2 protein-coding genes are annotated in these 5,094 nt (G+C 73.3%); both read left to right on the top strand.

Features of this window, described 5'->3' with window-relative positions:
* Nucleotides 1-2,921 (top strand): SDR family NAD(P)-dependent oxidoreductase (locus AB0I73_RS40195; RefSeq protein ID WP_363045340.1); only part of this gene is annotated, 2,921 nt, incomplete at its 5' end.
* 71 nt (nucleotides 2,922-2,992) lie between these two features.
* On the top strand, nucleotides 2,993-5,094 hold a 2,102-nt coding region (locus AB0I73_RS40190; protein WP_363045339.1), incomplete at its 3' end, for a type I polyketide synthase.

Genomic DNA, 5,094 nt, shown 5'->3' with positions numbered 1-5,094 from the left:
CCCTCACCGACACCACCGAGGCCGCCTTCGTCCCGGCCCTGCGCAAGAACCGGCCCGAGGCCGACGCCCTCGTCACCGCCCTGGCCGAGCTCCACGCCCACGGCACCCGCGTGGACTGGACCGCCTTCTACGCCGGCACCGGCGCCCGCCGCACCGACCTGCCCACCTACCCCTTCCAGCACCAGCACTACTGGCTCCGCCCCACCGGCCCTTCCCTCGGCGACCTCAGCCTGATGGGGATGGGAACCACGGACCACCCGCTCCTCGACACGTCCGTGAACGTCGTCGGCTCGGACGGCCTGTTGCTCAGCGGCCGGATCGGCCTCGACACACACCCCTGGCTCGCCGACCACGCCGTCATGGGTACGGTCCTCCTGCCGGGTGCCGCGTTCGTCGACCTGGCCGCTCATGCCGCCGCCGCGGCCGGCTGCGACCGTGTCGAAGAGCTCACCATCGCCGCCCCCCTGGTGCTCAGCACCACGGGATCCGTGGTGCTGCAGATGTGGGCAGGGCCCGCCGACGAGAACGGCCGACGCCCGCTGGAGATCCACTCCCGTCCGGTGCACGAGACCGGTGCCCCCTGGATGCGGCACGCGAGCGGCGCTCTCGTGATGGAGCCCGCCGCCGGTTCCGGCCGGGCGCTGACCGAGTGGCCGCCGCGCGACGCCGAAAAGGTACCGGTCGACGGCGTGTACGACGCCATGAACGACATCGGTTACGGCTACGGACCGGTCTTCCAGGGCCTGCGTGCCGTGTGGCGCGGCGAGGACGAGGTGTTCGCCGAGGTCGCGCTGCCCGAGGAGGCGTGGGAGGATGCGGCCCGGTTCGGGCTGCACCCGGCCTTGCTGGACTCCGCCCTGCACGCCATCGGCGTCAGCGGCGGCTCGCTCGCTGAGGGCGGCCAGTTGCCCTTCGCCTGGTCGGGAATCAGCCTGTACGCAGTGGGCTCGCTGCTGCTCCGGGTCCGTATCACCACCGCCGACAGCGGCGCGGTGTCCCTGGACCTCGCCGACGCCGACGGTATGCCGGTGGCACGGATCGACTCTCTGGTCATGCGCCCCCTGAGCGCCGGTCAGCTGGACGTTCCGGCGGCGGGCGGCTCGGACTCGGTGTTCCGGCTGGAGTGGGTGGCGGGTCCGGCCACCGCCGGGGCCGACGCCCCGGCCGAGACCCCGGATGTCCTGGAGGTGTCCACGGAGACGGTGGACGGTGATGTCCCGGCGGCCGTGCAGACCGTCGTCGCCGACACCCTCGCCCGGCTGCAGGAGTGGCTGGCGGCCGATCACGACCCGGACGCACGCCTGCTCGTCGTCACCCGCGGCGCCGTGGCCGTCACGGACAACGACGAGGTCACCGACCTGGCCGCGGCCGCCGTGTGGGGCCTGGTCCGCTCGGCCCAGTCCGAGCACCCCGACCGGATCGTCCTCGTCGACACCGACGGGTCGACGGACGACCTCGTGAAGCCCGCCGCCCTCGGCGAGGCCCAGCTCGCCATCCGGACCGGTGAGGCGTACGTGCCGCGTCTGGCCCGTGTCACCGCCCCGGCCGAGCAGACGCTCCCCGAGCTCGAGGGCGCGGTCCTCGTCACGGGTGCCGCCGGCGGACTCGGCGGGCTCCTCGTCCGTCACCTCGCCGAGAAGTGGGGCGCCCGCGATCTCGTGCTGGCCTCTCGCCGCCCCGGCGGCGGCCCCGACGGAGCCGGGATCGTCGAGGACCTGGCGGTGCTGGGTGCCTCCGCCCGCTGGGTGACCTGCGACGTCAGCGACTGCGAGGCACTGGCGGAGCTGATCGGGGAGCTCACCGCCCCCGGCGGCCCCGGCCTGGCCGGCGTCGTCCACGCCGCAGGTGTCGTCGAGGACGGTGTGCTGGAGTCCCTGACAGCGGACGATATCGCCACGGTGCTGCGCCCCAAGGCCGACGCGGCCTGGCACCTGCACCGACTGACCGCGGACCTGGACCTCGCCCTCTTCGCTATGTACTCCTCGGCGGCGGGCACCTTCGGCGGTCCGGGCCAGGCGAACTACGCCGCGGCCAACGCCTTCCTCGACGCCCTGGCCACGCTCCGCCGGGCCCACGGCCTGCCCGCCGTGTCCCTCGCGTGGGGACCGTGGGGCGAGGGCGGCATGCTCGGGCAGCTCAGCGCGTCCGACATCGCACGCATGGGACGGGCGGGTCTCGTCCCGCTGACCGCCCGTCAGGGTCTCGACCTGTTCGACACGGCAGTGGCCGTCGCCACCGCCGCGGGCGACGCCGAGCCGCACCTGCTGCTCGCCCGCCTCACCCCGAACGAGTCCCAGGTACGGCCCGACAGGCTGCCGCCGCTGCTGCGCCCGTTCTTCCGTACGGCCGTTCGCAGGCAGGCCACCATGGTCCAGCGGCCCGCCGCCGAATCCACGGCCGCGCTGAAGGAACGCCTGTCCCGGTGCACAGAGGACGAGGCCCACCGCATCGTCCTCGATCTCGTGCGCGACGCGATCGCGGCCGTGCTCGGCCACTCCTCCACCGCCGCGGTGGAGGTGACCCGCGGCTTCCTGGAGATCGGCTTCGACTCCCTGACCGCGGTCGAGTTCCGCAACCGGGTCAACCAGCTCACCGGCCTCAAGCTGGCCGCCACGCTGATCTTCGACCACCCGTCGCCGGTGGCACTCGCCCGCCACCTGACGGCGGAACTCGCGCCCGGAGGCCAGGTTTCCGCCCTCGCGCTGCTCAGCGAGCTCGACCGGTTGGAGTCCTCGCTGTCCGCCGTGCCAGCGGACGACGACGACCGCTCGCAGGTCACCGAGCGCCTGCGTGGCCTGCTCTCGGCCTGGACCGACAGCCGCCCCGCCGGTGACAGCGATCGCAGCGACACGACCGACCTCGCATCCGCCACGGCGGACGAACTCTTCGACCTTCTCGACGGCGAGCTGGGACTTTCCTGAGCCCGTGTGGCGGCTCCGCAAGGAGCCGCCCTCCGCCGATCCCCGCCTTGCCTTCCAAGGAGTGCCACCTCATGCCGAACGAGGAGAAGTACCTCGACTACCTCAAGCGCGCCACGGCGGACCTGCGCGAGGTCCGCACGCGACTGCGCGAGTACGAGGACCGGGACCGCGAGCCCATCGCCATCGTCGGCATGGCCTGCCGCTACCCGGGAGGCGTCACCTCTCCCGAGGGGCTGTGGCGCCTCGTCGAGGACGGCGGGGACGCGATCTCGCAGTTCCCCGACAACCGGGGATGGGACGTCGAGCACTTGTTCGGCGCAGGCGAGGCGGGCACCTCCAACGCCCACGCCGGCGGATTCCTCGACGGCGCCACCGAGTTCGACCCGGCGTTCTTCGGCATCTCGCCGCGCGAGGCCCTGGCCATGGACCCCCAGCAGCGGCTCATGCTGGAGGCGACCTGGGAGGTCTTCGAGCGGGCGGGCATCGACCCGGCGTCGATGAAGGGCAGCCGCACGGGCGTTTTCTCCGGCCTCATGTACCACGACTACCTGACACTGATGCAGTCCCTCCCCGAGGGCGTCGAGGGTTACCTCGGCACCGGCACGTCCGGCAGTGTCCTTTCCGGCCGTGTCGCGTACGTCCTGGGCCTGGAGGGGCCGGCGGTCACGGTGGACACGGCGTGCTCGTCGTCCCTGGTCGCCCTGCACCTGGCCGTCCAGGCGCTGCGCAACGGCGAGTGCACGATGGCCCTCGCGGGCGGCGTCACCGTCATGTCGACACCGGGCACCTTCGTCGACTTCAGTCGCCAGGACGGGCTGTCCTTCGACGGCCGCTGCAAGTCCTTCGCGGACGACGCGGACGGCACCGGCTGGTCCGAGGGCGTGGGTGTGCTGCTGGTGGAGCGGCTATCCGACGCGCGCCGCAACGGCCACCAGGTCCTCGCCGTCGTGCGCGGCTCCGCCGTCAACCAGGACGGCGCCAGCAGTGGTCTGACCGCCCCCAACGGCCCCGCCCAGCAGCGGGTCATCCGCCAGGCGCTGGCCAACGCCCATGTCTCGGCGGCGGACGTGGACGTGGTGGAGGCGCACGGCACCGGCACGACGCTGGGCGACCCGATCGAGGCGCAGGCGCTGCTGGCCACCTACGGCCAGGAGCGGCCGGAGGACCGGCCGCTGTGGCTGGGCTCGCTGAAGTCGAACATCGGGCACACTCAGGCCGCCGCCGGCGTCGCCGGCATCATCAAGATGGTCATGGCCATGCGCCATGGCGTCCTGCCGCAGACCCTGCACGTCGGTCATCCCTCCACGAAGGTGGACTGGTCGGCAGGGGCGGTGGAGCTGCTGACCGAGGCCCGCGCCTGGCCGGAGGCGGGCGAGCGCCCGCGCCGCGCCGCGGTCTCCTCGTTCGGTGTCAGCGGCACCAACGCGCACGTCATCATCGAGGCCGCCGAGGAGGAGCCGGCCCCGGTGGAGGAGCCGGCGGTCACGCTGCCGGTGGTGCCGTGGCTGCTGTCGGCCAAGACGCCGGAGGCGCTGGCCGGCCAGGCCGAGCGGCTGCTCGCGCACGTCCGCACGAACGACACGGCCTCAACGACCGACATCGGCTGGTCCCTGGCTCTTACGCGTGTGCACTTCGAGCGGCGTGCCGCGGTGGTGGGCGGCGGACGGGACGACCTCGTCCGTGGCCTGGAAGCGATCGCCGCGGGCACGGTGACCGGCTCGGTCGCCAGGAGTGGTGGCCGTTCGGCGTTCCTGTTCTCCGGGCAGGGCGCGCAGCGTCCCGGCATGGGCCGGGAGCTGTACGCGGCCTTCCCCGTGTTCGCCGAGGCCTTCGACGCGGTCTGCGCGGAGCTGGACCGGCACCTGGAGCGGCCCATCAAGGAGGTGGTGTTCGATCCGGGCTCGGAGCTGCTGGACCAGACGGTGTTCACCCAGGCGGGCCTGTTCGCGCTCGAGGTGGCGCTGTTCCGGCTGCTGGAGCACTGGGGCGTGACCCCGGACTACCTGCTGGGCCACTCCATCGGCGAGCTGGCCGCCGCGCACGCGGCCGGGGTGTGGTCGCTGGCGGACGCGGCCGCGCTGGTGGCCGCGCGGGGCCGGCTGATGCAGGCCCTGCCCGCCGGCGGCGCCATGGCCGCCCTGCGGGCCGGCGAGGACGACATCCGTCCGCTGCT

Source organism: Streptomyces sp. NPDC050388 (assembly GCF_040655635.1).
Taxonomy (GTDB): domain Bacteria; phylum Actinomycetota; class Actinomycetes; order Streptomycetales; family Streptomycetaceae; genus Streptomyces.
This window is presented reverse-complemented; position numbering and strand designations above follow the sequence as displayed.